Below are 25581 nucleotides of genomic sequence, written 5' to 3' on the forward strand. Positions count from 1 at the left end.
AGATGAGCCATAATCGGCTCGTGGAGCGACGACGAAACCGGGAACACAGCCAATCGCCGATGACCACATTGAAGCAGTTACCGGCCCTGGTGGTGCTGGAGCGCATTCCCGTGCCCGTCCTCGCGATCGGACGTGACGGCAGCATCTTGTTCACCAACACCGCATTCGCCCAGATGGTGGGCTTCGAGCCGGACGAGGTCCTGACCCTGCGGTTTCACGAACTCTTCCATGACGCCCCCGCCTCGGAATCGCTCCTCTCGGTCGTCCACGCGCTGGCCAACATGGTCGTCCGGTTGACCCATAAGGACGGCTCGGTGGTGCGCGCGCTGATGAGCAGGTCGGCGGTGCTGCGGGCGGACGACCAATTTGCCCTGGCGGCCTTCCAGGATCTGACCGAACAGCTCTGGGAAGAGGAGCGCTAGCCCGGTTGGCTTTGGGTCGCCGGTCAGTCGGCTTTAGGTACCACCAGGGGACTCTGCGCCCGGCGCAGCGATTCACGAGCAAGGAATTGGCGGAAATACGGGAGCGAGGCCTCCGCGGCGATGCCGCCGAGCAGAAGCTCCCACATGCGACCGGTTCGCAGGATGAGTTCCTGCTGGCCCTTCTCTCCCGAGTCCCCCATCAGGCCCTTGGCGGCGATCGCGGTGGACAACAATCGTGTTCCGAACATGGCGCCGATCACGGCCTCGCTCACCACCGCGGGATCGATGTCCTCGCGCAGGTCGCCCTCGGCCGCCGCGCGCCGGGCTTCGGCGGTCATCAGTTCCACCAGGCTCGCGCAGAAATCCGCGGCGGCTTTGTTGAATCCGCTCAGCGCGGCGGTCAATTGCTCAGCCGCGCGGACCGTTTTCTCCGAGTTGAGCACGGTGGCGACGGCGAAGGTGCCGTGGATCATGTTCTCCAGGGCCGGCGAAGACGACCCGCACACGTTGCGAAACGCCGCGACGAGTGTCTCCGAGCCTTCTTCGATGATGGCCGACGCCAGCGAATCCTTCGAATCGAAGTGGTGGTACAGGGCGCCCTTGGTCATCCCCGTCCGCTCGATGATGGTGCCCCACCCGGCGGCCGCGTAACCAACCTCGCCGAACACGTCGATGGCGGCATCAATGATCTTTCGCCGCGTTACTTCAGACCGAACCTGGCGCGCCATCGTTCGCTTACCTCCGACGATCTCGGCGTCTCATACCTTTCGGCCAGAGCGCTAAGCGTAACAGCCGGTACAGTCCCCGCGACGAATAACGGGCCGCGGATTTCAGTCAAACGGAATCAGTGCCGGCCACGCCCGCGCGAACGGCAAGCGAGGCACGCCTCCTGACGAACTGACGGAAGTATTCCAGTCGGTCCGGCTGCAAAATGGCGCGCAGCAACAGCGCCCAGCTCTTCTCGAGGTCGAGCAGGAATCGCTCCGGGTCGTCGAGGTTGCTGGTCTGTCGCAGCCCCATCTGCATCGAGACGATCAGCCGCCCCACATCCTGCGGATCGCACTCCGGATCTATGTCACCCTCGGCGATGGCACTCTCGGCCACCCCGGCCAGGGCTTGAATCCATTCGCCCAGCAACCGCTCCTGCAGCCCCTCCGACCAGCCAACCGATTCGAGCAGGTTCAAGCCGGCCCTGACCCCGTCCCGTTTGGTGTCCTCGACGGCGATCAAGTAGGTGAAGTCGATCAGCGTCTCCAGGCCGGAGAGCTTGCGGGCCAGCAACTCTTCCACCGCGACAATCCCCGAGGCCGATTGCCGTTCGATGATCGCCACCGCCAGCGCATGCTTCGACCGGAAGTGGAAATACATTGCGCCCTTTGTCAGTTCGGCCTCGGCGAGGATGTCATCGAGGCCGACGTCGTGGTAAGCCCGTCGAGCGAACTGGTGTGAGGCGGCCCGCAGAATGTGTCGCCGCGTGGTGTCGGCCCGTCCGTCGGGCGTGTGAACTGTCATCGGAGCAGCGGACTCAGTTTCTGGGTCGGACTTGCGATCGTGTCTGGGCCTGCACCGCGGTCCGGATCCATCGCCTCCACGGTCACCAGGCCTTCCTCGAACAGGCGGCACGCTTCGGCGAGAGCGAGCATCCCACCGGTGTGCCGTACGTCACAGTAAGTGTTTGCGGCCGCATCTGAGGTTAGCAGCCCGTCGCGGGCCCGCGCGGTTTCGACGCGAACCGCCGCAATATTACATTGGGCAACACTAAAGGTCGGTTTTATTCGCTTAATTCGTTTAGAAAGTATTAATAACTGCTTGCTGATGGGTTTTTGGTTTGTCATTGGTGGGCTGGCCGCCGAACAACTCGCCAGCCGGCGGGTTCATACCAATCGGTGGTTTCGGGGTTGACCACGGGCCACTGGTTGGGCCCGCGGTCGGTTTCCGTGCCGTCGGCGGTCGCTCCGTATGTATCGTGCACGGCCGGCCCGGCACGCCGGCCAGATGAGGCGAGCGCGCAGGCCAGCGCCGCCCCGCCGGCCCATGCCGCCCCAGACCGGCGCCGTGGGCGCCCCGTCGCGGACGTCGCCGCCCAACCCGCCGGGTGGGCTGTTGGGAATCGCCCCGGGACGGTCCGCGCTCCCGGCCCCGCCACCGGGCCGAGCCCGACCGTGGTAGCACAAGCGCCGTCCGCAGGTCACGGGCCGACGATGCGCCCAATCAGTTTCGTACTACAGGTATGGCTACTTAGCGAATTGGTAGGCGCCTCATCGTGCAGCCGGCGACACCGAGCCGGCCCACGCAGGTACGAATGGGGCGCTGATTACTGCCCGCTGGCAGGCATCTGCTGGCCGCGCGGTATGTCAAGTGTCGCAATCGGATAACCACCCGAGCCGTCGCGGCCGTCGCGCGCCAGCTGCATGGGCGGATAGTTGACCACGTGCGCCGCACCGGGCTTGTGTTGTTGCCAGTCCACGGCGGCCCGCAGCGTGTAGTGCCCGGCGGCCAGACCCGTCAGGTCGATGTGAACCGTCTCCGACGTCGACTCCGGGACGGGTTCTTCGCGTGCGCTGGAACCGGATTCGTCATGGACCAGCGTCTTGAGGTTGACCGTCGCGGGCAGCGTCCGCACCACCGTGCCGGCGAAATCCACCAACCGGTAGCCGGACACCCAATTCTCGGTGGCGGCCGCCGCGCCGTAGTTGGTCCACACGACGACGATGCTCGCCACCTTGTCTTGGATGGATTGCGATCCCGGCCGGCCTTCGACCGAATACCGATAGCCGGCCGACGCGTTCGCCTGGGCCCACAGCAGATACAACTTCGGGTCCATCGCCGAGGTCGAATCGCGGTCCGGGAAGTTGATACTCGAGGTCATCGATACCTGATACCGGATGACGTCGTGCAGGCCCTTCTCGTAATACGTCCGCGGGTCGGTGCCGCTCGGCAGCCCGCACCACTCCGTGATCACCAGCGCCGAGGCCAGTCGCTGCTTGATCGCGGAGACGACCGGATCGTTGGTCTGCACCAGCTGAGACCCGCTGGACTCGGCCCACGCCGGCAGCGGCGCCTGCACACCGAGGCAGTCGGCGCGGATGCCCACCGGCGCCACCAGCTTCTTGGTCACGTCGTCGGCGAGCAGTTCGCGCGTGATCTCCGAGTTGTCCGGGTTGACCACCAGGCGGGTATGGGGAAACGCGTTGACGTGCGCCGCGACCAGCTGCTGAATGGACGACTTGGTGATGCTCTGATCCCGGAACTGGCTGTAATATCCCAGCGCCCTTACGCTTTCGTCGGGAGCGGCGCCCGGCGCACCCAGCGCGTCACGCAGGTAGGCGATGTCATTTCCGCTGGCATCCCCGTAGCCGGAGAACTCGAACACGCTAAGCCGCTCGTCGCCGTCATAGCGGCGACCCAGCGCGGCGAGCAGGTCGGCGAAGCGGCTCAAGTACGTGGGGTCGTTCCAGTTCGGTACCACCTGCGTCACCCCGGGCGTGGGACCTTTGGGCGGGTAGGTGGTGCTGGCGCCCGGGGTCGCGCGCACCCAGTCCGGAATCTCGATGTTCGTGTTGTCCTGATACGAGCTGTTGCAGCAGGAGTTGTAGCTCAACACGCGCAGCGTCAGCCGCATGTTACGCACGGCCAGCTTGTTCAGCGTGTCGTCGATCGCGCTGAAGTCGTACTTGCGATCGTCGGGGGCATCGGGGGGCAGCGTGCGCGGATCGACCGGCTGCAGTTGCCGCCAGGTCACCCGCAAGCTGGCGTCGCTCGACGCGGGCCATGCCGGATACCGCTGCTGCGCGCTATTCGCTTGCGGGAAAAGCGGTTCCAAGAGATCTTCGTACTGGCCGCGCAGCGGGTTGGGTATTTCCTGCACGGAGGGCGGGATGGCCGGACTGACCATCGCGTTCAGCGGGCCCGGGTTGCTCTTAGCGCTGCATCCGTTCACGACCAGCATCGCGCACGCGACAACAACCAGCGCAACTTTTTTCAGCATCGGAACCATCGGATGTCAGATGGCGCCCAGTGACAACGCCTCGCGGTCGGCGAGAAACGGCATCGGCATCCAGCGCGCCGCCAGTAACGCCTCCATGGCGTTGCCCGGCACGGGACGCGACAGCAGGAAACCCTGCGCACGGTGACACCCGTGTTGCATCAAAGTCAGTGCGGCAGCAGGGGTTTCGACGCCCTCGGCGACCAGCTGCAGGCCGAACGCCTCGGCGAGCCCGATGATGGCGCGAACGATGGCCAGGTCACCGGCGTTGGTGCCCAGGTCGCGCACGAATCCGGTGTCGATCTTGAGCATGTCGACGGGAAGGGACTTCAGATGCGACAGGACCGCATAGCCGGTGCCGAAATCGTCGATCGCGATCTGGACCCCGACCTCCTCCTTGAGCTCACAGAGGGTCTTGTGGGTGGCTTCGATGTCGTGCACCACCGCACGCTCGGTGATCTCCAGGCATAGCGATCCGCCGTCGATGCCGAACTCGTCGATGGTGTCGGCGACGCTGCGGACGAAGCCGCGGGTGATCAGTTGAATGGGCGACACATTGATGCGCAGCACGGCGCTCTGTCCCACCCCGTTGGCGCGCCATCGACTGAATTCGGCGCAGGCGCTGCGCATCACCCATCGGCCCAATTCCCCTGCGAGGTTTGTGGATTCGGCCACCCCGATGAAGGAATCCGGGAGCAGCAGCCCCCAGATCGGGTGCCGCCAGCGCACCAGCGCTTCGGCCGCCACGATGGCACCGGTCCACAGGTCCACCTCTGGCAGGTAGTGCAGCAGCAACGCCTCGCTGTCGATGTCGCCCTGCAGATGTAGCTCAATGTCGTTGCGGAATGCGCTTTTCAGGGACATGTCGTCGGTGGACAGCGCGACCTGATTGCCGCCCCCGCGCTTGGCGGTCAACACGGCCTCGTCCGCACGACGAAGCAGATCGGTGCTGTTGTCCCGCCCCGGCATTCCCACGGCGACGCCGATGCTGACGGTGCGGGTGATCATGTGGCCGCCGATCGCCAGCCGCTCGCGCAGCATCGTCCCGAGGCGTCGAGCGAACGACTCCGCCGCCGCCGTCGTCATCGGCTGGTCCGGAATGATGACGAACTCATCACCGCCGAGCCGTGCGATCATGCTCTGGCTTCCCGCACACACCCGAATGCGTTGCGCGAACACCCTGATGAACCAGTCGCCCGCGGTGTGGCCGAGGTAGTCGTTGATCGGCTTGAGGCGATCCAGGTCGAGGTAGAGGACGGCAACGGGTCCGCTGCTGCCGACGGCGAGCCGCTCGGACAGGTGGGCGACCAAGGCCCGACGGTTGTACAGTCCGGTCAAATCGTCGTGCTCGGCGAGATAGCGCAGCTTCTCCTCGGCCGCGATTCGCGCCTGAAGCTGCGCGAACAGGGCGGCGACGGCCTCGAGTGTGTTGATCTCGTCTTGCTTCCATTTGCGGGCGCCAAACTTGACGAAGCCAAGCACCCCGGTGGTGATCTCGCCCGACACCAGCGGCGCGGCGACCACCGAGGGCGAGGTGGGCGTGTTGGGGCGACCAAGCCAGCGCGCGAGGGCATGGCGATTGTGATCCGGCCGTATCACCACCGGCTTCCTGCCGTGTTCGCACTGCGCGAGCACCGGGTCGGCGCTGGTGAAGTGGACGACGGCCAGCGGGTCGGGGTCGGGTACGTCGGTTCGCGGGGGCCACTCGGCAACCAACACCGAGGCCCGCACGTCGTGGTCGTGGTGGCGCAGGAAACTGGCGTCCACATCGAACTGTTCGACGAGCTGTGCAAGGACCTCTTCACTCACCCGCGTCGCGGTGGATGCCGTGGCGACCATCAGGCGCGTGGCGACTGACGTGACCACCAGGTCCAGGCTGCGTGGCAAGGTGTCCTCCGGTGGGGCGAACATGTCCCATCTGGGCGCCTGGCCCATTCAGGGGGCGGTCGTCTTTAACGCTGCGTCTCCCCAATGCCCTGCGTTGCACATTTCCTGGTGCGTCTTGCCGGCCCGGGGCAGGTCACGGACTTTCGGTCAAAGCTAAGTGGGGCACAGCGTAACACGCACAACCCCAGCTCAGCGTGTATGGATCGTCCTCGGCGGGCCCTCGAAAAACCGGTTCATGAGACCATCAGCCCGAGGAACAGTGAGACAGCTCACACGCTGTCACACCCAGCGGTGCTGCGGTGTCTTGAGGGCACACGCCCAGAAAGAGGAGACACCCATGACAGAGCAAAAGACTCGCGTCGTCGTCGTCGGCGGCGGATACGCCGGAACGCTGGCCGCCAACCACTTGCGCAGCCGTCCCGACCTGAACATCACCCTGGTGAACCCGCGGCCGGTGTTCGTCGAGCGCATCCGGCTGCACCAGCTGGTTGCCGACACCCACGCCGTCGGCACCGTCACCGTGGATTACGGCACGCTGCTCGGTGACGGCATCCGGCTGGTCGTCGACGGCGCCGAGGCCATCGACACCGCGGACCGTCGGGTGCTGCTGACGTCGGGCGCCGCGCTCGACTATGACTACCTCATCTACGCCGTCGGTAGCAGCGGCGGGCTGCCCGCGGTGCGCGGCGCGGCCGAATTCGCTTACTCCGTAGCCGATCTGGAAAGCGCGCAGCGGCTGCGTCACACGCTGGCCGACCTGCCTTCGGACGCTCCCGTCGCGGTGGTGGGCGGCGGACTGACCGGCATCGAAACGGCTTCCGAGCTGGCGCAGACCGGACGTCCGGTGACGCTGGTGTGCGGCGGTGTCCTGGGCCCGTCGTTGAGCGCCCGCGGCCGGCGTTCCGTCGGCAAGACGCTGCGCAGGCTCGGGGTGGCCGTGCTGGAATCCGTCGCGGTCAGCGAGGTGCGCTGGGACGAGGTGGTGCTCAGCGACGGCGCCGTGCTGCCCAGCGCGGCCACGGTGTGGACGGCGGGTTTCGGGGTGCCGGATCTGGCCAGCCGCAGCGGGCTGCGCACCGATGCACTGGGCCGGCTGCTCACGGATGAGACCCTGACCAGCGTCGACGACGAACGCATCGTCGCCGCCGGTGACGCCGCGGCGCCGTCGGGCCACCCGTTGCGGATGAGCTGCCAGGCCGCCGGCCCGTTGGGGGCCCAGGCCGCCAACACCGTGCTCAGCCGCCTCGACGGGAAGACGCCGGCGACGATCAGCCAGGCGTTCGTGGGGCAATGCATCAGCCTGGGCCGCGAGCTCGGAACCATCCAGCTGGCGCGCACCGATGACACCCCGGTGAACATCGTGGTGGGCGGCGGCAGCGCCGCGCGGATCAAGGAAGCGATCTGCAAGGGCACGCTGTGGGCCATCCGGCGCGAGGCCGCCAAGCCCGGTTCGTACTACTGGCTCAAGGGCGGCAAGCGCTCCGCGCAGTTGGTGGCCACGCAAAAGGTGGCGCTTGGATGATGGCTCCCGCGTCGTCGGCCGGTGAGCACGCCGAACGGTTCACGCTGTTGCGCCCGTTGCTGTTCACCATCGCCTACGAGATTTTAGGGTCGGCGACCGAGGCCGACGACGTGCTGCAGGACAGCTACCTGCGCTGGGCGGACGTCGACCTGGCGGACGTGCGCGACACCAAGTCATACCTGGCCCGGCTGGTCACCCGCCAGGCGCTCAACTCGTTGCGGGCCGACGCCCGTCGCCGCGAGGACTACGTGGGGCCGTGGCTGCCCGAGCCGCTGCTGCTCGACGACCAGGACCCGTCGGCCGATGTGGTTCTGGCGGAATCGGTTTCGATGGCGATGCTGGTTCTGCTGGAAACGCTGAGCCCGGACGAACGCGCGGTGTTCGTGCTGCGCGAGGTGTTCGGTTTCGACCACGGCGAGATTGCCGAGGCGGTGGGCAAACCGGCGGCGACGGTACGCCAGATCGCCCACCGCGCACGCGAACACGTGCGGGCGCGAAGGAAGCGTTTCGACGTGATCGACCCGCAACGCAACGCCGAGATCACCGCCCAGTTCCTCGCCACCGCGGCCAGCGGTGACGTGGACGCGCTGATGACCATGCTGGCCCCGGACGCCACCTGGACGGCCGACAGCGGCGGGGTGGTCAGCGCCGCGCGCCGCCCGGTGGTGGGCGCCGACAAGGTGGCGCGGGCCATCGCCGGGCTGATGCGCAGGGCCGGCGCGGGCCTGCGGGTGGAGATGGTCACCTGTAACAGCGCCCCGGCGGTGCTGCTCTACCTGGGCGAGAACCTCGAGGGGGTGATCACGCTGGAGATCGTCGACGACAAGATCACCAACTTCTACGTGATGCGCAACCCGGAAAAGCTCACCACGCTGGCGGTGACGCGGGAGATCAGCCGCGACTAGCGGGCGAAGGTTCTGTCAAGCTAGGGCGATGCGAATCGACCGACTCGGCGATCTTGGCGGCGCGCCCGGCGTGCTGCGCGCGGTCGGTCACGCCACCAGCCGGCTCGGTTTGCCGCCGCCGGCCGCCCTGAGCGGCGAGTGGTTCGACGCGCTGGCGGTGATCGCGCCCAGCGTGGCCGTGCAATCGGTGCAGGCCAGCGACGCGTTTCCGGTCGCTGGCGGAGCGGTTCGCCGCGCGCCCGCCGGACCCGAAGGAGCCGTGGGCGGCGGCTGGTTCGGCTACCTGTCCTACCCGGATGCCGCGGCGGACGGGCGGCCCGCCCGCATCCCCGAGGCCGCCGGCGGGTGGAGCGACTGTGTGCTGCGCCGCGACCGCGACGCGCAGTGGTGGTACGAGAGCCTGTCGGGGGCGCCGATGCCGGACTGGCTGGCCGCGGCGCTGGCGGCGCCGACCCGGGTCCCCGGCCCGGCGCGGGACTGCTGGATCGACTGGGAGCCCCCCGACCGAGAGGCCCATCGCGACGGCGTGCTGACCTGTCTCGAGGCGATCCGCGCCGGCGAGATCTACCAGGCGTGCGTGTGCACGCAGTTCACCGGCACGGTCAGCGGGGCCCCGCTGGACTTCTTCATCGCCGGAGTGGCGCGCACCTCTCCGGCGCGCGCGGCCTATGTCGCCGGCGATTGGGGTGCGGTGGCGTCGCTGTCCCCGGAGCTTTTCCTGCGCCGCCGCGGGGACGTGGTGACATCGAGCCCGATCAAAGGCACCCTGCCGCTGGACGCGTGGCCGTCGGCGCTGCGGGCGTCGGCCAAAGACGTCGCGGAGAACATCATGATCGTCGATCTGGTGCGCAATGACCTTGGCCGGGTGGCGATTACCGGCACAGTCACCGTGCCGGAGCTGTTGGTCGTGCGGCGCGCGCCGGGCGTGTGGCACCTGGTCTCGACGGTGTCGGCGCAGGTTCGCACCGAGCTGCCCACGTCGACGCTGCTGGACGTCGCCTTCCCGCCGGCGTCGGTCACCGGGACTCCCAAACTCCGTGCCCGCCAACTGCTTTCGCAATGGGAGCAGCATCGTCGCGGAATATACTGCGGCACAGTCGGATTGGCGTCCCCCATCGCCGGATGCGAGTTTAATGTCGCGATTCGGACCGTCGAGTTCGACACGGTCGGCAACGCCGTGCTGGGGGTCGGGGGCGGGATCACCGCCGACTCCGATCCGGACGCCGAATGGCAGGAATGCCTATACAAGGCGGCGCCCATCGTCGGCCTGCCCTCCGCGGCGGCGTCGGATTTTCCGAAAACGGCGGTGTCGAGGGCACAATTTGCTTAGGCTTTGAAACAAACTGCGAGTCGACAGCGAGGGGATCTGTGATGAGAGTCGCTGTCCTTGGCGCGGCCGCAGCCGCCGTGCTGGGCGGGGCGGTGGCAATTTCTCCGCTGAGCGCGGTCGATAAGCCGACGCAGGCCTCGACGGCGTGCACGGTCGCATCCTGCGAGCGAATGGCCTCGGTGCTGGTGCCTCAAACGGGACCGGCGGCCGCGCCGGCACCCGCCGCGCTACCGGCACCACCCGCACCGCCGGCGCCAATAGCGGCACCGGCGCGGCCCGTGCCGCCGCCGCTGCTGGGGCAACCGGCGGCCGCGCGGGTGATAGCGCCGGCCTTGGTTGGCCCACCGGCCGCACCGACGGTGCCCGCGTTGGCGGCGCCGGCGACCCCCGGCCAGCCGACCACGTACATACCCGGAACCCAGATCCCCATCCCGCCGGAGCTGATGAACCAGGCCAACGCCGTCGTGAACGCCTTGGTCGCGGCGCAGGCGTCGCAGGCCGCCGGCCCGATCATCGGCGGCGTGGTGGGCGGCGCGTCGGGCCTGATTTCGGCGGTCGCCTCGCTGGGCGGGACCGGCGTCGCTCTGGTGTTCCTGCTGAACCAGTTGAACCAGCTCAACAACACGGGGAATCTGACGACGGCCAACCTGGTCAAACTGCTGGTTCCGGGCGCGAACGTGTTGGAGCAACTCGACCCGGCCGTGGTCGCTCAACTCAACTCGGTGAACCTGTCGAAGCTGACGTCGATCCCGGCGATACAGGCCGCCCTGCCGATGCTGCGTAACCTTCCGCCGCCGGTGCTGCCGAGCCCCGAACAGGTGTTGGTGGCTCTGCATAACCTGCCGCCGCCGCCTCCGCTGCCGCCTCCCCCGGTGATCTGCGGGCCGTGGATCGGCTGGTGGCAGCCCTGCATCTAGCGGCGTGACCGCAGCACCTCGTCGTAGAGCCGGCTCGACCTGACCTCCGCATGCGCGGCGGCCACCTGGTTGCAGGCGTCCTTGACGCGCATCCCCCCGGCCACCAGGTCATGCACCTGCGCCACCAGCGCGGTGGGGTCGGCGCTGGGCGTGGCGCCGGCCAGCACGACGGTGATCTCGCCGAGCACGCCGTCGGCCGCCCACGTCGCCAGCTCGGCGAGCGATCCGCGCAGCACTTCCTCGTGCACCTTGGTCAGCTCGCGGCAGACCACCGCCGAGCGGGCGCCGCCGAGTTGTTCGACGGCGTCGCGCAGGCACGCGGCCAAGCGGCGCGGCGACTCGAAGAACACACAGGTGCGCCGCTCGTCGGCCAGCGAGGCCAGCCAGGTCCGGCGTGCCGAGCCCTTGCGCGGCGCGAAGCCCTCGAAGCAGAACTTGTCCGCCGGCAGCCCCGAGACGGCCAGCGCGGTGATCACCGCCGACGGCCCCGGCAGGCACTGCACCGCGAGGCCGGCCTCGACGCAGGCCGCGACCAGGCGATAGCCGGGATCGCTGACGACCGGCATGCCGGCGTCGCTGACCACCAGCACCGTCGCGCCGGCCTTGATCGCGTCGAGCAGGACGGGCACCCGCGCGGCCTCGACGGCATCGAACATGCTGACCACCCGGCCGGTGATCGTCACGTCCAGCGCCTTAGCCAAGGTCCGGACCCGTCGGGTGTCCTCCGCGGCCACCACGTCGGAACACCGCAGCGCCGTGATCAGCCGCGCGGACGCGTCCGAGGGCTGGCCCAAGGGGGTCGCAGCGAGCAACAGCCGACCACCCTCAGCTGCGCCGCTCCTCATCGCGGTCATGACGGACAGCCTACGATCGACCAGATGACCGCCCCGCCCCGCGAATCCGCCGCCGTGGTTCCGGGGCGTGTGCTGCCGCTCGTCAGCCCGGGGCCGCTGGTTCCGGTGGCCGATTTCGGGCCGCTGGACACCGCGCGCGGCTGGATCGTCACCGGCGTGATCACCGTGCTGGCCGCGGTGACCCGGTTTTTGAACCTCGGCTCACCGACCGATGCCGGCACGCCCATCTTCGACGAGAAGCACTACGCGCCGCAGGCCTGGCAGGTGCTGCACAACCACGGCGTGGAAGACAATCCCGGCTTCGGCCTGGTGGTGCATCCGCCAATTGGCAAGCAGCTGATCGCGATCGGCGAGGCCATCTTCGGCTACAACGGGGTGGGCTGGCGGTTCACCGGCGCGCTGCTCGGCGTGGTGATGGTGGCGCTGGTGGTGCGGACCGTGCGGCGCATCAGCCGCTCGACACTGGTCGGCGCCATCGCCGGGCTGCTGCTCATCTGCGACGGCGTCAGCTTTGTCGCCGCGCGCACCGCGCTGTTGGACGGCTTCCTGAGCTTCTTCGTGGTCGCGGCGTTCGGCGCGCTCATCGTGGACCGCGATCAGGTGCGCGAGCGACTGCACGCCGCGCTGCTGGGGGGCCGCACCGCCGACACCGATTGGGGTCCGCGGCTTGGGGTGCGCTGGTGGCGCTTCGGCGCGGGCGTGCTCCTCGGATTGGCTTGCGCGACAAAGTGGTCCGGCCTGTACTTCGTGGTGTTCTTCGGTGCGATGTCGTTGGCGTTCGACGTCGCGGCGCGCCGCCAGTACCAAGTGACCCGCCCCTGGCTGGGCTCTCTGCGACGGGATCTTTTCCCCACCGGATACGCGTTGGCGTTCATCCCCGCCGCGGTGTACCTGGCCAGCTATGCGCCGTGGTTCGCGTCCGAGACCGCGATCGACCGCCACGAGGTGGGCCAGACCATCGGTCCGCACTCGGATATCCCGCTGCCCGACGCGGTGCGTTCGCTGTGGTACTACAGCTCCAAGGCGTTCCAGTTCCACGCCGGACTGACGAATTCCGCGGGCAACTACCATCCGTGGGAATCAAAGCCGTGGAGCTGGCCGATGTCGCTGCGGCCGGTGCTCTACGCCATCGACCAGCAAAACGTTTCCGGGTGCGGCGGCCAATCCTGCGTCAAGGCGGAGATGATGGTCGGCACGCCCGCCATGTGGTGGCTGGCGGTGCCGGTCTTGCTATATGCGTTGTGGCGCACGGCCGTTCGACGGGACTGGCGCTACGCCGCGGTGCTGGTCGGCTACTGTGCCGGGTGGTTGCCGTGGTTTGCCGACATCGACCGGCAGATGTACTTCTTCTACGCCGCGACGATGGGGCCGTTCCTGGTGATGGCCATCGCGCTGATCCTCGGCGACATTCTCTATCCCGCACGCCGCGGGCCCCAACCCCAAAGCCCGGAACGACGCACCTTAGGCCTGCTCGTCGCGGCGTGCTACGTGGCTTTGGTGGTGACGAACTTCGCGTGGCTGTTTCCCGTTCTCACCGGACTGCCGATCTCCCAGCAGACCTGGAACATGGAGATCTGGCTGCCGAGCTGGCGGTGAGTTTCTTTTGCCGAGATTGCCGTGAGGGCTGTGATTGGGGTGCGCGTCACGACCATGGCGGCAATCTCGACGACATGTCGGTGCCCATGCGCATCATCGTCGCGTGGCAGGGGTCTTTCTGGGCAGCGAAGCAATAGGGCGCGGTGTCTTGACGCGCGGTCAATTGCGTTGGAACTACCGCCAACTCCATCGCGATGTCTATTTACCAAAGAACGAACCGAGGACGCTCTGGCATGACATTCACGCGGCCTGGTTGTGGTCGGGCCGCCGGGGGATCGTCGCCGGCCGCGCCGCCGCCGCCCTGCACGGTGCGAAGTGGATCGACGATTTCACTCCGGTCGAGCTGTTAGGCCCGTTCCACCATGCACCGCCGGGTGTGATCCTTCGGCGGGAGGCCTGCCACCCCGAGGAGAACGTGCGATTAAGCGGACTACCGGTGACGAGTCTCGCGCGCACCGCGTTCGACTTGGCTCGACACCACCCGCGCAGTGCGGCGGTCCGCGATCTCGACGCGCTGTCCGCGGCGACCGGCGTCACCGCTGGCGATGTGATGCCGCTGATCGAGCGTCACAAAGGAGCCAGGGGCGTGCGCCAGTGCCGAGATGCTTTGGCGCTGATGGATGGCGGCGCGCAGTCGCCGAAAGAAACGTGGCTGCGGCTCATCCTCATCGACGCCGGCTTACCCAGGCCCGTCACCCAGATCAAGGTCACCGACGGCCTCCTCGTTGCGTACCTCGACATGGGCTGGGAGGGCCCGAAAGTGGCCCTCGAGTACGACGGCGACCAACACCGCACCGACCGGCGACAGTATGTGAAGGACATCCGCCGAGCCGAGTTGTGCGATCGTCTCGGCTGGCACGTCATCAAGGTGGTACGCGAGGATCCCGCGAACGCGATCATTCGACGGGCGCGCGACGCACTGACCCGCCGGTCATCGCCGAGATTGCCGTGAAGGCTGTGATCTGGTGCCGATCACGACCATGGCGGCAATCTCGACGCTAACGCTAGAGCGGGTCGCGCGCGGCGGGACAGGACATGCAGCGGGGCCCGCCGCGGCCAGTGCCCAACTCGGAGCCGGCGATGGTCAGCACCTCGATGCCCGCGTCCCGCAGGCGGGCGTTGGTCTGCACGTTGCGCTCATAGGCGACGACGACGCCCGGCGCCAACGCCAGCGTGTTGTTGCCGTCATCCCACTGCTCGCGTTCGGCGACCACCGGGTCCAAGCCGGTGTCGATCACCCGCAGCTTGTCGATGCCGATCGCGTTGGCGGCCGCGTCGAGGAACGGAGCGGCGTCGCTGATGGTGACACCGGCGGGCGTGCGCTGAATCGTGAACGCCGTGAGCGTGTCCACGATGTTCGCGTACATCACCACGGTGTCGACGTCGACCATCGTGCACACCGTGTCCAGGTGCATCTGCGCGCGCCGCTGCGCGATCGGCACTGCCAGCACCGTGTTCGCAAGACCATCGTCAAAGAGGCTGCGCGCCAACGCTTCCGCACCGGCCGGCGTGGTCCGCTCCCCCACCCCGATCGCGACCACGCCCGGGGCGAGCAACAGCACGTCGCCGCCCTCGACCGGCGCCGTCCTTGACTCGTAGGCCTTCCGCACGCCGGTGAACCGCGGGTGATGGGCGTAGATCAGGTCGGTCAGCGACGTCTCGCGCACCCGCGCCCGCAGCGCCAACGACGGGATCACCACCCGCGGCCCGACCCAGATCGAGGAGTCGCGGGTGAACACCAGGTTCGGCAGGGGGTCGATCACGAAGTCCGCCCCGTGGTGCATGCGCAGCACCAGCGACACGTCGGTCCGGGTGTCCGACGGCAGCTCGTTGAACGTCATGCCCGCCATCAACACTCGGGCCAGCGCGGCGGGCTCGAGGCCACGCAGGTGGGCCGAAAGCTCTTGCGCCAGTGGGGCTCCGAGCCGGCGCGCGTCGACGGCGGCGGCGACCCCGTGCATCCGGGCGGCCCCACTGTTCAGTGCCTCGGTCAGCAGTTCGGACAGCAGCAGCACTTCCACGCCGCGCGAGCGCAGCAGCTCGGCGAATTCGTCGTGCTCCTCCTGCGCGCGCGAAACCCACGGCAGGCCATCGAACAGCAGCTGGTCATTGTTACGCGGGTTGAGGCGCAGCAGCTCGGCGCCGGGGCGATGCAGGATGGCCACCCGTAGCGTGCCTACCTCGGAATTCGTGCCCAGCTCGACAGGCTCCACAGATAGCACGGTAGCGGCTCCACCCGTGATCGAACGGATGTGCGATAGACTGGCGCGTGTGGCGACCCGGATACAGGGGGTACAAGGCTCGCTGTTCGAACACAGCGAGCGCAGGCAGCTCGGCGACGGGGCCTTCATCGAGATCCGCGCCGGCTGGCTTTCCGACGAAGATGGCGTGCTCGACGAGCTGCTCTCGACCGTGCCGTGGCGCGCCGAACGCCGCCAGATGTACGACCGCGTGGTCGACGTGCCGCGGCTGGTGAGTTTCCACGACCTGACCATCGGGGAGCCGCCGCATCCGGTGCTGACCCGATTGCGCCGCCGGCTCAACGACATCTATGCCGGCGAGCTCGGCGAGCCGTTCACCACCGTCGGGCTGTGTTGCTATCGGGACGGCTCCGACAGCGTCGCCTGGCACGGCGACACCATCGGCCGCAGCAGCGCGGAGGACACCATGGTGGCCATCGTCAGCCTCGGGCACACGCGGACTTTTGCGATGCGGCGACGCGGCGGCGGCCCGTCGTTGCGATTGCCCCTAGCCCACGGCGATCTGCTGGTGATGGGCGGATCCTGCCAACGCACGTGGGAGCACGCGGTGCCCAAGACGTCCGCGCCGGTGGGACCGCGGGTAAGCATCCAGTTCCGCCCGCGCGACGTGCGCTAGCCCCGGACCGCGGCGACCCCTTTGACGAGCAAGTCGCGGGCGCGCTGCGTGTCCACCTTCGCCACCGGCTGGCCCGGCACCACAAGCGGATTGGCGATCACGATCACCTGGTAGTCGCCGAACTGCGCGGAGTAGTCGTAGAGCTCCCCGGTGTGCGGTCCCCCGTCGTACACCGCCTGCAGGACGCGGTGCAGGCCCTGGGTGTGCGCCCCGTCGATGTGGGGCGCGTCGATCACCTCGATGGCGCCGCGTATCTGTTGCCCGGAAAAACCCACCCGGGCGCAGTCCTTGCCGGGGTCCTGGATCGGCACCTCTTTGGAGGTCTCCACCGCGATGACGACATAGCGGACGCCGTTGCCCTCGGCGGATACCGCGGCCATGTTGCCCTGCAGGTCCGGCGGCAGCTCCGGCCCGCCCGCGGCTTTCGCGCAGGCGGGGGGATCGAACGTCAGCCCGTCGGGCAGCTTGCGGGCGGACAGCAGCTTGGGGTCAATCGCCCTTTCGCCGACGCTGGTGACGTTGAACTCCGACCCGAAGCTCGACTTGACGCCGGCGATCTTGGCGATGTCCGCATTGGAGGAGGCGGCATTCGGAGCCGGGGAGCATCCGGCGAGCAGGCACACCGATGCGGTCGCGAGCACCACCTTGAACATCGTGGCCAATCTACCCAAAGCAAGCCTTCAGCCGCGCAAGGTAGACACCGTTTTGACCAACAGATCGGCGGCGAATTGCGGCGGCAGCGCCGGCAGCGCCGAGCCGGGATCGGTCGTCAGGGTGGTGAACGCGTAGTAGTCGCCCAGGTAGGCGGTGAAAGTATATGCCCGGGAATCGATTTCGGTTCCGGACTCGACGGAAGTGCGGATGTCGGCCACCATGCCGATGGTCTCGACGCCGTCGATGCGCGGCGCGTCGGTGAGCCGGACGCTGACCAAGGTGCGCCCGGCCATCGTCCACTGCCCGCACGCGGCGACGACGTCGTGGTCCGGTGCCAGTGGTTCGGGCGAGCCCGGCACAAACACCACTACCGCGTCGACGATGCCGCCCGAACCCGACCCGGAGATGCCTTGGGCCGATTGGTCGCGTCCCTCGCCTGGGTCGGCGAGTGGCGCGCACTGCGGCGGCTTGGCCGTCACGGGAGCTTCAAGTCTCCAGATCACCTCGGGTGAGGCCGTGCTGGGAATGCTGGTGGTCACCTCGTAGCCGGCCGGCAGCGCACGCGCGACCCGTTTGATGTTGGCGGGGTTGACGACCGTGTGGCGCGGCGTCGGCGTTTTCACCGACGGCGCGGCCGGTGGTGCGGACGAATGAACGCACCCGGCCGCGAGCAGGACCACCGGGCCAATCCAGAACGGCCGCATGCTCGTTCAGCCGACCGCTTCGATCACCTGGCGGGCAACGCGTTTGATCTGTTCGGCCGTGTTGCGTCCGAAGCTCAGCTCGCGTTGCCGAGGGACATCGATGACCGTGGTGATCACCCCGACGTCTTCACGCTCCCACACCGCGCCGTAGCGGTCCATGATCGCGCGCATCGGCGCATTCTCGGAAAGCATTCGCGCCGAGAACCTTTCGACACCGTCGACCCTCGCGGCGATGGACAGCGCGCCGATCAGAAAGGTCCCGATCCCCCGGCCCTGGTAGGCGTCGCCGACGGTGAATGCGATCTCGGCGACCGTCGGATCGTCGTGGTCGCGGACAAAACGCGCGTCGGCCACCGGGTCGCTGCCGTCGGTCATCACCCAGACGAAGTGGTCGACGTAGTCGACCTCGGCCAAGTAGTGCATCAACGCCGGGGTCGGCGCGCGCGCCGTCATGAACCGCCGGTACAGCGTCTCGCTGGAGAAGTGGACGTGTCCGTGCACGGTCCGCTCGCGGTCGCCGGGCAGGACGGGGCGCAGGAACAGGTTTGTCCCGTCGCGGACACGCACCGGGATCGGCGTGATGAATGCGGCCAGCCGCTGGCGCACCAGGCTCAGCAGCCGCAGCATGACGCCGGGAATGTGCGCCATCCGGGTGAAGGTGTCGTTGTCGCCGACCCATCCGGTCAGCGGCTCGGTGGTGGTCACCGTCGCGATCCGCGGGATTCCGCGCAGCAGGGCGATCTCGCCGATGATCTCGCCGGCGCATGCCCGCCCGACGGACACCACGCCGTTGCTGTCGACGTGCTGGATCTCGGCGGTGCCCGACGAGATGAGAAGGAACGAAACCGCCCGCTCGCCCTGCTGCATCAGGACCTGGCCGGCGGCGGTCCGCAGTGGCTCGAGGCTCGCCGCCAGCGGCATCAAGTCCTCGATCGGGCAGCCGGCGAAGATGTCCATCGTCGCAAGCTCTTCCGCGCGGGCGCCGATCAGTTCGGTCACTGCGGTCCCCTGCTCACTGTGCATCTCGCGGTCCGACCCGACCCAGGCTATGGCGTCGGCACCTGCGGCGGCAAGCGTAGCGCTGACGACCGTCATTGACAGTCGTCATTGACGGCTGGCAATGGATTTGGGTAGCGTGCCAGGCATGGGTCCGTCAGTCACGGCCGGAGCACAGCCGGCGAGTGGAGTTCGAGAGATCCGGCGCCTGGAGACGCGGGCGCGCCTGTTCGACGCGGCACTGGCCGAAATCGACCGGTCCGGGCTGGGCGGCGCCGACGTCAGTGCGATAGCGAGCGCCGCGGGCGTGGTGCGGGGCACGTTCTACTTTCACTTCCCGACCAAAGAACACGTGCTGGTCGAATTGGAACGCCGCGAAGAGGTCAGGATCGTCGAGGAACTCGGCGCCGCGCAGACCGAAGCCGACGACCTGGCGGCGATGCTGTCGCTGCTGGTGCGGCGGGTGGCTGCCGCCGAGCGCCGGTTGGGCCCGGTGGTCTTTCGGGACATGTTGGGATTGCACTTCTCCTCCACCCGTCCGCCCGAGGACCAGTTGACCGAACATCCATTGGCGGAGTTCGTGATCGGTGCGATCACCCACGCGCAGCAACACGGCCGGGTCGCGCCCACGCAGGACGCGACCGAGCTCGCGATGTTCTTTCTGACCGGACTGTTCGCGTTGCTGGCCACTGGCGCCCAAGACCAAGCGCTGGGTCGGTATGTCACGACGATTGTGAAGGGGATGGAAACGCGATGAACGGGATCGAGGGCTACCGGGACTTCTTGAAGCGCCGGGACGGGGACGCCGATCTACTCAACCGGCGGTTGGCGAATCGCGAGGATTTCTTCAACGGCCTAGAGACCAATCCGGTCCGATCCGCCCACCCCGCCGACCGGGCGACGTTTCTGCGGAACCTGCACCGCCGCCGACCCGAACCGGGCCTGGACCGCAAGATCCTGTTCCTGTTGGCCACCGCCAAGCTGAATCAGGCCGAACGATTCGGCGTGGGCCTCGGGGAGACGTACGGCCTCAACAGCGACGAGACCGTCCCGCCCGAACGGGTGTACCTCGAACTCGAAGAGCACTACCACACCCGGTTGCTGGCCTACGTCCTCGACGTTTTCGACCTGACGTTTCAGGTGGTTCCGCCGCCGTTCGTGATGCGCCAGTTCGTCAAGACCGCGGTGTTCACCCCGGAGCGGCTGGGGATCCTGTTCGTCGGGGCCTCGGAGATGGCCGGGTGCGCGATGTTCGACGCGCTGCGCCGCGTCGGCATGAAACTGTTCGCCGACGAACCCGAAGTCGCCCAACGCGTCACGCTGCTCTACAGCGAAATCCTCACCGACGAGATCGGCCACGTCGGCTACTGCGCGTCGCGCTGCACGGCCGCCGAACGAGCCGTCATGCGATGGCTCTACCCGCGCATCGGCCGGCTGTTCGCCCGTCAAACCGCGGAAATCAGCCTGCTCGTCGACCCCGACGAGCTGGGCGCGCGACTCGACCGCCCGTTCGACGTCGACGCACTCACCGCCGGTCTGGACAACGAGACGTATCTGGTCACCCATCCCTGACGACCGGCTGCCCGCGTATTCTGCAGAAATGCTGGGTTCGGGTTTGTGGGGTGGGCTGTGCCTCATCGCGCTGGCGCTGGCGCTGGTCTGCACTGCCGCCGCTGCCGTGTATGTCAAACGACTCGGCGACCGAGTGCCTCCTCCGCTAGGCGAAGACATCGGCGCCGCCAAAACCGTGGTACGCAAAGTGCGCAACCGCGAACCGATGTCGCCGGAAGAGTTGGACTATGCGAAGCAAATCATCGCTATTCGCAGCTCTCCGTTGGCGTTATGCATCCCCGGTGCCCTGTTCGCGGTGGGATGCTTTTACGTGTTTGGCAGCCTGTACCACTTGCATGGAGCGACCCCGTCAGAGCGCACGTTTCTCGGGGTGTTCCCCATGTTGGCCGCGATGAACTTCACCACTCAGATTCTGCGCAGCGCCCGGTTGCGACGGCGTGTGCGGAAAATGCCTTGACGGTCGCCATCCTCGCAGTCGCGTTGCGGCCCCGGTGCCGATAGTGTGTGCACCTGACATGTCCATTGGGTACATGACCGTCTACTATCTGCACTGACCACCAGGGCGGAGCGGGGGCAGGCATACGATGACCGGGACCGGTTTCCGAAAGGTGATCGAGTGAGCCCTCGTTCAGTCGGCAGGACCGTCTTGGCGCGAGTCTGGATGCCTTTGGTTGCTGTCATTGTGGTCGCCGTGGGAGCGGTGGCCATGTTCAAGGTCCACGAATTCTCCAATCCCGAACCCGTCGTCACCGTCAACACCCCGGCAGCACCTCCCGAGTTCAACCTCAAACGGATCACGTATGAGTTGTCCGGCTCCGTCGGGCAGGGGGGGATGCTGGTCTGGGTCGACGTCGACGGGCATCCGCATCAAGTTGATCTCACGACCCTGCCGTGGTCGCACACCGAGGCGACCACCCTCACCGTGGTGTCCGGCAGCATCTCGGCGCAGGTTCACGGTGGTCAAGTCGGCTGCCGCCTGCTGGTGAATGGCGTTGTGCGCGCGGAACAGTCCGACGACCATCAGGACGCGCACGTCTTCTGCATAGTGAAGTCGGCATGAGCGACCCCATCAGCGAGCCCAGGATGAAGCGACCCTTCGTCCCCAGAATGGTTCGCGTCCTTGCGATACCGATCATCGCCTTCTGGGCGCTTCTTGCCGTGTCGACGAACACCTTCATGCCGCAAGTGGAAAGGGTCGCAGAGGAATTGGCGGGGCCGGTGGTCCCGCACTACGCGCCGTCGCAGCGCGCGCTGCTGTCCATCGGTGCGAAGTTCCACGAGTCCGATTCGACCAGCTTGGCCATGGTCGTGCTGGAAGGCACCAGGCCGCTGGGCGACGTGGACCATCAGTACTACGACGAGTTGGTGCGCCGACTGCAGCAAGACCCCAAGCACGTGCAGTACGTGATGGATCTGTGGGGCAAGCCGATCACCGCGGCGGGGGCGCAGAGCCTCGACGGCAAGGCCACCTACGTGCTGCTGCGGCTCGCCGGCGACATCGGCCAGATGCAGGCCAATGAATCGGTGGCCGCCGTGCGGAGCATCGTCGCGAAGGACACGCCGCCGCCCGGGCTCAGGGTCTACGTCAGCGGCGCGGCACCGCTCGCCTCGGACACGGTCGCCATCGCGAACTCGAGCTTGAACGACATCACGATCGTGACGATCTTTCTCATCATCGGGATGTTGCTCCTGGTGTACCGCTCCATCGTCACCCTGTTCGTGCCCCTCGCCGGGGTGCTGTTCGAAATGCTTGTCGCCAAAGGGGTTATCGCAACCCTTGGGCATCTGGGCTACATCGAGCTTTCGTCGTTCGCGGTGAACATCGTCGTCGCGCTGACCCTGGGCGCGGGGACCGACTACGGCATCTTCTTGATGGGCCGCTATCACGAGGCGCGCCACGACGGCGAAAGCAGGGAGCAGGCGTTCTACACCGCGTATAAGAGCGTGACGCCGGTCATCCTGGGCTCCGGGCTGACGATCGCCGGGGCGTGCTACTGCCTGACGTTCGCGCGGCTCAACTACTTCCACACCATGGGGCCCGCCGTCGCCATCAGCATGCTGTTCACCATCGCGGCCGCGCTGACGCTCGGCCCGGCCTTCCTGACCGTGGGCAGCCTCTTCGGGCTCTTCGACCCGAAGAGCAAAGCCAAGGCGCAACTGTATCGGCGAATCGGGGCCAGCGTCGTCCGCTGGCCGGTGCCGATCCTTGCGGCCAGCAGCGCCGCCGTCGTGTTCGGGGCGATCTTCGTGCCGACCTACCGGCAGAACTACGACGACCGTCAGTACCAACCGCATAATTCCGCCGCCAATCAGGGTTTCGCCGCGGCGGATCGGCACTTCCCCAAGAGCAAGCTGTTCTCGGAAATGCTGATGGTCGAGACCGATCACGACATGCGCAATTCGGCCGACTTCATCTCACTGGACCGGGTGGCGAAGGCGCTCATCCGGCTGCCCGGCGTCGCGATGGTGCAAAGCATCACCCGGCCCATGGGTCGGCCGCTGGAACATGCCACGATTCCGTACCTGTTCACCACGCAGGGCAGCGGTAGCGGTCAACAGCTTCCGTTCAACCAACAGCAGAACGCCAATACCAGCCAGCAGGCGGAGATCACGCGACACAGCGTGGCCGTCCTGCGCAAGGAAATCGGCTTCTTCCAACAGATGTCCGACGAGCTGCACCAGACCGTGCTCACCGTCGAGGATCTCGAACGGGTCACCCACGAGATGAACGAGGAAATCTCGAATCTCGACGACTTCTTCCGACCGATCAAGAGCTACTTCTATTGGGAACGCCACTGTTTCGACATCCCGATCTGCTGGACGTTCAGGTCGGTGTTCGACACGCTCGACCACATCGACAAGTTGGCCGAGGACATCACCGCCGCCAAGACCTCCCTCGAGGCGCTCGACAAGATCATCCCGCAGATCATCATCCAGCTGAAACTCACCGCCGACGACTCGGAGGCGTTGGCCAATCTTTTGGTCAGCACGTACGGGCAGTCTTCTCTGCAGTCCACCCAGACCGGCCAGACCTATTTCGACCAAGTCAACGTGGGGCTCGACTTCGATCAGGCCCGCAGCGATGACTTCTTCTACATCCCGCACGAGGGCTTCGACAACGACGACGTCAAAACCGGCATGAAGCTGCTGATGTCGCCGGACGGGGAGGCCGCTCGGTTCATCGTCACGCACGAGGGGGACGCCAACGGCCCAGACGGTGTGCAGCACGTCGAACAGTTCCCCACGGCGATAACCGTTGCGCTGAAAGAGACTTCGCTCGCCGGCGCGCGAGTCTATATTGGCGGATCCGGATCAACCAATAAGGACATCAAGGGATACGCCGCGTCCGATCTGCTCATCGTGGCGATCGCCGCCTTCGTGCTGATCTTCTTGATCATGCTGTTCCTGACGCGAAGTCTGATGGCCGCCTTGGTGATTCCCAGCACGGTGGCCTTCTCCTACGCCGGAGCGTTCGGTCTCTCAATCCTGGTCTGGCAGCACCTCATCGGCCTGCCGCTGCATTGGCTGATCTTGCCGCTGACGTTCATCATCCTGGTGGCCGTCGGTTCGGACTACAACCTGCTGCTGATCCTGCGCGTCAAGGAGGAACTGCACGCCGGAATCCACACCGGCCTGATCCGCGCGCTCGGCAGCACCGGCGGCGTGGTGACGTCCGCCGGTTTGGTGTTCGCGTTCACCATGCTGGCGATGCTCACCAGCGACCTGCGCACCATCGGTGAGGTGGGTTCCACGGTGTGCATCGGCCTGTTGCTCGATACGCTGATCGTGCGTTCGTTCGTCGTGCCCTGCATCCTGCGGATTCTCGGGCCCTGGTTCTGGTGGCCGACGCTGGTGCGTTCCCGTCCGCTACGGCCGGTGGGACAGAGCTAGCCGCCGTTGGGGCAGTAGACCGCTTCGGCGGTGTTGACCATCGCCGTGACATCGCCGAACGACAAGCCCTGGGCCCCCATCACGGCGTGGACGTCCTGGGCGATCTTCTCCGGCGGCAGACCCACGAACCAGCGGTCGAAGCAGATGTGGCGCGCCAGCTCGACCATGGCGACGTCGTGGCCCTGATCCGGCGGCCACGTGAAGCCCTGAGCGCGCAGTTGAGCAAGGTAGGCGCCGTCCGCGGGGTCGGCGGTCGCAATCGCGGTGCTGGCAACCAGGGCGGCGCCCGCAACAACCGGGATGGTCAGTCTGGCTAGCCAGCGAGGGGGAAGCATTGATGCGATTCCTTTCTCCGCTTTTCTTGACGCTTCTTAGGTTCTTGGGGCCCTTGGGGTTCCGACAGTGTGCGGCCCCAAAGCGGCGCCGAGATGAAGAATAGAGAAAGTAGGGTAAAACTGCGCAACCTTTCGGTAACTCATCCTTTCGACGGATAACTGTCGCTCGCCATTGACGACGCTGGGCGCCGTCGATAGAGTCAACTACTTGATATCAATCACTTGACATTGTCGTCGAGGTAGGAAGCAACGCCATGGAATCACCCGAGCTGGCACGCCCATTCGCAGCGCACCGTCAACGGACTTACATCGGCCTGCTTGCGGTCGTCGGCGCCGTCTTCGTCTTCATGACCATCGCCGAGGCCACCGGGCTGCTGCCTCCGACGTTGACGGTGGACGTGGCGGCAAACCTGATCTTCGGCATTCCGGTACTGCTGTTGCCTCTCATCTTGTTCTGGAATGCACGGGGCGAGCAGCGATCTCGCCTGCAGCTTGCGGCGGAACTCACGCTGATCTACATACCGCTCACGGCAGGTAGCCAACTGACCTATGAGTTGCCGTTCCTGCTCGGCCACCCGTTCAACCTGTGGAATGCCACGACGCACCCGGGGTGGCGGTGGCTGTGGTGGCAGTACGGCATGGCCGACACCCGCTACCGCAGCGACGACCCGTGGATCTTCGGACTGGAGTTCGCCGCGGTGCCCGTCGGCATCATGCTCACGATCGCCTGGCTGCGCTTGTTGCGCAAAGGTTTATCGGATGAGTCACGGATCAAATGTCTATGGTTGATCTTCTTCGGCGTCGCGGAGCTGCTCACCGGAACGGTTGTCTACTACGTGAGCGAGATCCGCGCCGGCTTCCATGACATCGGTCAGGGCGCTTATGGGTTGTGGTTCAAGCTCGTCGGGGAGAACGTCCCATACATGATCTTGCCGGTCTTCGTGCTCTACGCCGTCTACCTTCAGGTCGACTACCTGACCAGGCGAGCGGGAGCGGCGGCGGCAGTGAGCGCCGAGACCGAGTCCGCGGCATCGGACGAAGCTTTCCGCGACGTAGGCACTTTTGCCCGTTAGTCGAGAACGCCAGGCGCACAGCAGCTTTCACCGTCCTGGACGGTGCGATGCGTGGCGGCGC

General features: G+C 66.8%; 25 protein-coding genes. 15 read left to right on the forward strand and 10 right to left on the reverse strand.

Annotation, left to right across the window (positions count from 1 at the left end):
* The first annotated feature begins 59 nt into the window (after positions 1-59).
* Positions 60-422, forward strand: coding sequence for a PAS domain S-box protein (locus G6N66_RS21420; RefSeq protein WP_085233634.1), 363 nt, complete (start codon positions 60-62; stop codon positions 420-422).
* Between the two features lie 23 nt (positions 423-445).
* Here the strand turns inward: G6N66_RS21420 and G6N66_RS21425 are convergent, their stop codons facing one another.
* Positions 446-1150, reverse strand: coding sequence for a TetR/AcrR family transcriptional regulator (locus G6N66_RS21425; protein WP_085233633.1), 705 nt, complete (start codon positions 1148-1150; stop codon positions 446-448).
* Positions 1151-1256: 106 nt separating this feature from the next.
* Positions 1257-1934 (reverse strand): TetR/AcrR family transcriptional regulator, encoded by a 678-nt coding sequence (locus G6N66_RS21430; RefSeq protein ID WP_085233632.1) that lies wholly within the window; start codon positions 1932-1934, stop codon positions 1257-1259.
* 311 nt (positions 1935-2245) lie between these two features.
* Between G6N66_RS21430 and G6N66_RS30505 the strand changes: the two genes are divergently transcribed.
* A complete protein-coding gene (locus G6N66_RS30505) occupies positions 2246-2797 on the forward strand; it encodes a PPE domain-containing protein (RefSeq protein ID WP_372515814.1) in 552 nt (183 codons plus the stop codon).
* On the opposite strand, the gene G6N66_RS21440 is transcribed toward G6N66_RS30505, so the two are convergent.
* Together G6N66_RS21440 and G6N66_RS21445 are read right to left on the reverse strand one after the other, a co-directional pair.
* A complete protein-coding gene (locus tag G6N66_RS21440; RefSeq protein WP_085233630.1) occupies positions 2737-4419 on the reverse strand; it encodes a hypothetical protein in 1683 nt (560 codons plus the stop codon). The two genes, G6N66_RS30505 and G6N66_RS21440, sit on opposite strands and share 61 nt — an antisense overlap.
* A 6-nt stretch (positions 4420-4425) precedes the next feature.
* Positions 4426-6294: a putative bifunctional diguanylate cyclase/phosphodiesterase gene (locus tag G6N66_RS21445; protein ID WP_085233677.1), complete on the reverse strand. Its 1869-nt coding sequence runs from the start codon at positions 6292-6294 to the stop codon at positions 4426-4428.
* A 337-nt stretch (positions 6295-6631) separates the two neighbouring features.
* Here G6N66_RS21445 and G6N66_RS21450 point away from each other — a divergent pair, with 337 nt between their 5' ends.
* Genes G6N66_RS21450 through G6N66_RS21465 form a run of 4 tightly spaced genes read left to right on the forward strand, consistent with a single transcriptional unit; the run spans position 6632 to position 10968 of the window.
* On the forward strand, positions 6632-7816 hold the full coding sequence (locus G6N66_RS21450) for an NAD(P)/FAD-dependent oxidoreductase (RefSeq protein ID WP_085233629.1): 1185 nt from the start codon (positions 6632-6634) through the stop codon (positions 7814-7816).
* Positions 7816-8721 (forward strand): RNA polymerase sigma-70 factor, encoded by a 906-nt coding sequence (locus tag G6N66_RS21455; RefSeq protein ID WP_085233676.1) that lies wholly within the window; start codon positions 7816-7818, stop codon positions 8719-8721. Before G6N66_RS21450 ends, G6N66_RS21455 begins: the two co-directional genes overlap by 1 nt.
* Before the next feature lie 28 nt (positions 8722-8749).
* Positions 8750-10051, forward strand: a complete 1302-nt coding sequence (locus G6N66_RS21460) for an aminodeoxychorismate synthase component I (protein ID WP_085233628.1) — start codon at positions 8750-8752, stop codon at positions 10049-10051.
* Between the two features lie 41 nt (positions 10052-10092).
* Entirely contained in the window at positions 10093-10968 is an 876-nt protein-coding gene (locus G6N66_RS21465) for a hypothetical protein (protein WP_139825275.1), read from the forward strand.
* Here the strand turns inward: G6N66_RS21465 and rsmI are convergent.
* The gene (gene rsmI / locus G6N66_RS21470) at positions 10965-11813 is read right to left on the reverse strand and encodes a 16S rRNA (cytidine(1402)-2'-O)-methyltransferase (protein WP_085233675.1); all 849 of its coding nucleotides are present in this window, start codon (positions 11811-11813) and stop codon (positions 10965-10967) included. The genes G6N66_RS21465 and rsmI overlap by 4 nt on opposite strands.
* A gap of 78 nt (positions 11814-11891) precedes the next feature.
* Between rsmI and G6N66_RS21475 the strand changes: the two genes are divergently transcribed.
* Entirely contained in the window at positions 11892-13418 is a 1527-nt protein-coding gene (locus G6N66_RS21475; protein WP_163645967.1) for a dolichyl-phosphate-mannose--protein mannosyltransferase, read from the forward strand.
* A 103-nt stretch (positions 13419-13521) separates the two neighbouring features.
* On the forward strand, positions 13522-14370 hold the full coding sequence (locus G6N66_RS21480; RefSeq protein WP_085233625.1) for a hypothetical protein: 849 nt from the start codon (positions 13522-13524) through the stop codon (positions 14368-14370).
* A gap of 52 nt (positions 14371-14422) precedes the next feature.
* Here the strand turns inward: G6N66_RS21480 and arcA are convergent, their stop codons facing one another.
* A complete protein-coding gene (arcA, locus tag G6N66_RS21485) occupies positions 14423-15631 on the reverse strand; it encodes an arginine deiminase (protein ID WP_232079379.1) in 1209 nt (402 codons plus the stop codon).
* Between the two features lie 58 nt (positions 15632-15689).
* Here arcA and G6N66_RS21490 point away from each other — a divergent pair, with 58 nt between their 5' ends.
* Positions 15690-16295 carry an alpha-ketoglutarate-dependent dioxygenase AlkB gene (locus G6N66_RS21490; protein ID WP_232079380.1) on the forward strand — a complete coding sequence of 202 codons (606 nt, stop codon included), beginning with the start codon at positions 15690-15692 and terminating at the stop codon, positions 16293-16295.
* Here G6N66_RS21490 and G6N66_RS21495 read toward each other — a convergent pair.
* From G6N66_RS21495 to G6N66_RS21505, 3 genes are read right to left on the reverse strand one after another with little or no spacing between them, the layout of a single operon-like run.
* The gene (locus G6N66_RS21495) at positions 16292-16948 is read right to left on the reverse strand and encodes a DUF5642 family protein (protein ID WP_085233624.1); all 657 of its coding nucleotides are present in this window, start codon (positions 16946-16948) and stop codon (positions 16292-16294) included. The genes G6N66_RS21490 and G6N66_RS21495 overlap by 4 nt on opposite strands.
* A gap of 27 nt (positions 16949-16975) precedes the next feature.
* On the reverse strand, positions 16976-17653 hold the full coding sequence (locus tag G6N66_RS21500; protein WP_085233623.1) for a DUF5642 family protein: 678 nt from the start codon (positions 17651-17653) through the stop codon (positions 16976-16978).
* 6 nt (positions 17654-17659) lie between these two features.
* Entirely contained in the window at positions 17660-18652 is a 993-nt protein-coding gene (locus tag G6N66_RS21505; protein WP_139825274.1) for a GNAT family N-acetyltransferase, read from the reverse strand.
* 145 nt (positions 18653-18797) lie between these two features.
* Here G6N66_RS21505 and G6N66_RS21510 point away from each other — a divergent pair, with 145 nt between their 5' ends.
* The 5 genes from G6N66_RS21510 (at position 18798) to G6N66_RS21530 (ending at position 24112) form a co-directional block, all read left to right on the forward strand.
* Positions 18798-19406, forward strand: a complete 609-nt coding sequence (locus G6N66_RS21510; RefSeq protein WP_085233622.1) for a TetR/AcrR family transcriptional regulator — start codon at positions 18798-18800, stop codon at positions 19404-19406.
* The gene (locus G6N66_RS21515; RefSeq protein WP_085233621.1) at positions 19403-20221 is read left to right on the forward strand and encodes a hypothetical protein; all 819 of its coding nucleotides are present in this window, start codon (positions 19403-19405) and stop codon (positions 20219-20221) included. Before G6N66_RS21510 ends, G6N66_RS21515 begins: the two co-directional genes overlap by 4 nt.
* 31 nt (positions 20222-20252) lie before the next feature.
* The gene (locus G6N66_RS21520) at positions 20253-20678 is read left to right on the forward strand and encodes a hypothetical protein (protein WP_372515816.1); all 426 of its coding nucleotides are present in this window, start codon (positions 20253-20255) and stop codon (positions 20676-20678) included.
* Between the two features lie 204 nt (positions 20679-20882).
* On the forward strand, positions 20883-21281 hold the full coding sequence (locus G6N66_RS21525) for an MmpS family transport accessory protein (protein ID WP_085233619.1): 399 nt from the start codon (positions 20883-20885) through the stop codon (positions 21279-21281).
* Complete coding sequence (locus G6N66_RS21530; protein ID WP_085233618.1) at positions 21278-24112, forward strand: MMPL/RND family transporter; 2835 nt, start codon at positions 21278-21280, stop codon at positions 24110-24112. Before G6N66_RS21525 ends, G6N66_RS21530 begins: the two co-directional genes overlap by 4 nt.
* On the opposite strand, the gene G6N66_RS21535 is transcribed toward G6N66_RS21530, so the two are convergent.
* The gene (locus G6N66_RS21535) at positions 24109-24447 is read right to left on the reverse strand and encodes a DUF732 domain-containing protein (protein WP_085233617.1); all 339 of its coding nucleotides are present in this window, start codon (positions 24445-24447) and stop codon (positions 24109-24111) included. The genes G6N66_RS21530 and G6N66_RS21535 overlap by 4 nt on opposite strands.
* Before the next feature lie 254 nt (positions 24448-24701).
* On the opposite strand from G6N66_RS21535, the gene G6N66_RS21540 reads away from it, so the two are divergent.
* On the forward strand, positions 24702-25520 hold the full coding sequence (locus G6N66_RS21540; RefSeq protein WP_085233616.1) for an emopamil-binding protein: 819 nt from the start codon (positions 24702-24704) through the stop codon (positions 25518-25520).
* Positions 25521-25581 lie beyond the last annotated feature (61 nt).

The sequence above is a fragment of the Mycobacterium conspicuum genome (assembly GCF_010730195.1).
GTDB classification, from domain to species: Bacteria; Actinomycetota; Actinomycetes; order Mycobacteriales; family Mycobacteriaceae; genus Mycobacterium; species Mycobacterium conspicuum.

What these genes read in the sequence shown, in the direction of transcription:
- G6N66_RS21420 (WP_085233634.1), top strand. Translation starts at nt 60, where the DNA reads ATGACCACATTGAAGCAGTTACCGGCCCTGGTGGTGCTGGAGCGCATT.
- G6N66_RS21425 (WP_085233633.1), bottom strand. Translation starts at nt 1,150, where the DNA reads ATGGCGCGCCAGGTTCGGTCTGAAGTAACGCGGCGAAAGATCATTGAT.
- G6N66_RS21430 (WP_085233632.1), bottom strand. Translation starts at nt 1,934, where the DNA reads ATGACAGTTCACACGCCCGACGGACGGGCCGACACCACGCGGCGACAC.
- G6N66_RS21440 (WP_085233630.1), bottom strand. Translation starts at nt 4,419, where the DNA reads ATGGTTCCGATGCTGAAAAAAGTTGCGCTGGTTGTTGTCGCGTGCGCG.
- G6N66_RS21450 (WP_085233629.1), top strand. Translation starts at nt 6,632, where the DNA reads ATGACAGAGCAAAAGACTCGCGTCGTCGTCGTCGGCGGCGGATACGCC.
- G6N66_RS21455 (WP_085233676.1), top strand. Translation starts at nt 7,816, where the DNA reads ATGGCTCCCGCGTCGTCGGCCGGTGAGCACGCCGAACGGTTCACGCTG.
- G6N66_RS21460 (WP_085233628.1), top strand. Translation starts at nt 8,750, where the DNA reads ATGCGAATCGACCGACTCGGCGATCTTGGCGGCGCGCCCGGCGTGCTG.
- G6N66_RS21465 (WP_139825275.1), top strand. Translation starts at nt 10,093, where the DNA reads ATGAGAGTCGCTGTCCTTGGCGCGGCCGCAGCCGCCGTGCTGGGCGGG.
- rsmI (WP_085233675.1), bottom strand. Translation starts at nt 11,813, where the DNA reads ATGAGGAGCGGCGCAGCTGAGGGTGGTCGGCTGTTGCTCGCTGCGACC.
- G6N66_RS21495 (WP_085233624.1), bottom strand. Translation starts at nt 16,948, where the DNA reads ATGTTCAAGGTGGTGCTCGCGACCGCATCGGTGTGCCTGCTCGCCGGA.
- G6N66_RS21500 (WP_085233623.1), bottom strand. Translation starts at nt 17,653, where the DNA reads ATGCGGCCGTTCTGGATTGGCCCGGTGGTCCTGCTCGCGGCCGGGTGC.
- G6N66_RS21510 (WP_085233622.1), top strand. Translation starts at nt 18,798, where the DNA reads ATGGGTCCGTCAGTCACGGCCGGAGCACAGCCGGCGAGTGGAGTTCGA.
- G6N66_RS21515 (WP_085233621.1), top strand. Translation starts at nt 19,403, where the DNA reads ATGAACGGGATCGAGGGCTACCGGGACTTCTTGAAGCGCCGGGACGGG.
- G6N66_RS21525 (WP_085233619.1), top strand. Translation starts at nt 20,883, where the DNA reads ATGCCTTTGGTTGCTGTCATTGTGGTCGCCGTGGGAGCGGTGGCCATG.
- G6N66_RS21530 (WP_085233618.1), top strand. Translation starts at nt 21,278, where the DNA reads ATGAGCGACCCCATCAGCGAGCCCAGGATGAAGCGACCCTTCGTCCCC.
- G6N66_RS21535 (WP_085233617.1), bottom strand. Translation starts at nt 24,447, where the DNA reads ATGCTTCCCCCTCGCTGGCTAGCCAGACTGACCATCCCGGTTGTTGCG.
- G6N66_RS21540 (WP_085233616.1), top strand. Translation starts at nt 24,702, where the DNA reads ATGGAATCACCCGAGCTGGCACGCCCATTCGCAGCGCACCGTCAACGG.